The organism is Syntrophomonas zehnderi OL-4 (assembly GCF_000983115.1).
Lineage (GTDB): Bacteria > Bacillota > Syntrophomonadia > Syntrophomonadales > Syntrophomonadaceae > Syntrophomonas_B > Syntrophomonas_B zehnderi.
The window spans coordinates 15834-16833 of sequence record NZ_CGIH01000053.1 but is presented as its reverse complement, the minus strand read 5'-3'; the positions used below and the strand labels follow the sequence as shown (position 1 = coordinate 16833).

Annotated in this window: 3 protein-coding genes; all 3 read right to left on the bottom strand. The window is 40.1% G+C overall.

Annotation, left to right across the window (positions count from 1 at the left end; all coding sequences use genetic code 11):
* A partial coding sequence (locus AAV90_RS13580) for a transposase (RefSeq protein WP_046500105.1) occupies positions 1 to 299 on the bottom strand: 299 nt, incomplete at its 3' end.
* A complete protein-coding gene (locus AAV90_RS13575; RefSeq protein ID WP_207642079.1) occupies positions 280 to 633 on the bottom strand; it encodes a hypothetical protein in 354 nt (117 codons plus the stop codon). The genes AAV90_RS13580 and AAV90_RS13575, both read right to left, overlap by 20 nt.
* On the bottom strand, positions 620 to 1000 hold a 381-nt coding region (locus AAV90_RS13570), incomplete at its 5' end, for an ATP-binding protein (RefSeq protein WP_198142868.1). The genes AAV90_RS13575 and AAV90_RS13570, both read right to left, overlap by 14 nt.

The window sequence follows — 1000 nt, the reverse complement described above, 5'->3', positions numbered from 1 at the left end:
ATATCCTTTAAGCGTTGGGTACGGAATTTGGTTAGCAGGCTGGTTTCAGGCAAGGGGTCTTCGGGGTTAAGTCCTACAAACCATTTGTAAGCCAGATTTACGCTCAAATCCTGTATTAACTGTTCATCAGACAGGTTGTATAGATATTTTAATATTTGTATTCTCAGCATCATCTCCAGCTCTTTTGCTGGTCTGCCAAAGTTTTTACAATATCTATCTGCTAATAAATCATTAACAAAGCTAAGAGCTATGGCGGAATCTATTTGTTTAAGTATGTGATTATCCTTTCTCTGGGTCATCCGGTTTACTGATATTTTGCAATACGACTTGTTTATACCACTTATCGATTACAATAGAATCAGCCCAGATTGGTGTCATAAGGTTGTAATACTTAGATTCAGATATACTCCAACCACCCAAAAGACTCTTGAAATCAGCATTATCTTTACTCATTTCACGTTGTTCTTTTACGTAACTTTCGATTTCCTGGGAGGTCGGATACAAACCCATAGCCCGTGTAGCGTCAACTTTGATTTTTCTGTCAACAATCCGCTGCAAAATGGCCCTGTTGTAACCGTCAAGTAGTTTTGAACAAAAAACGTTAAATAATTTTGGACACCTAATTGTTACCAAAAATGGTTTGACGATGCTTCAGACGATAGCTGTCGCCAGTTAGATGAATAACCTCGCTTTTGTGGATTAAACGATCCAAAATAGCGGTTGTAATGGCCGGATCACCCAGAATATCACCCCATTCTTCCGGGCCTTTGTTGGATGTGATGATAATGGAGGTCTGCCCGTAAAGCTGGTTGATCAATTGAAAAAAGAGATTTGCTTCGTGACGGTCAATGGCCATAAACATCAGGTCATCAATGATCACCAGGTCAGAGCCAACCATGCGTTTTATCTTTGCTCTGGAGTTGCGGCTGATTTCCTCTGTTTTTAAGAGACGGATCAGTTCATTCATCTGAACGAAACTTACCCGATAGCCGTGGTTAAT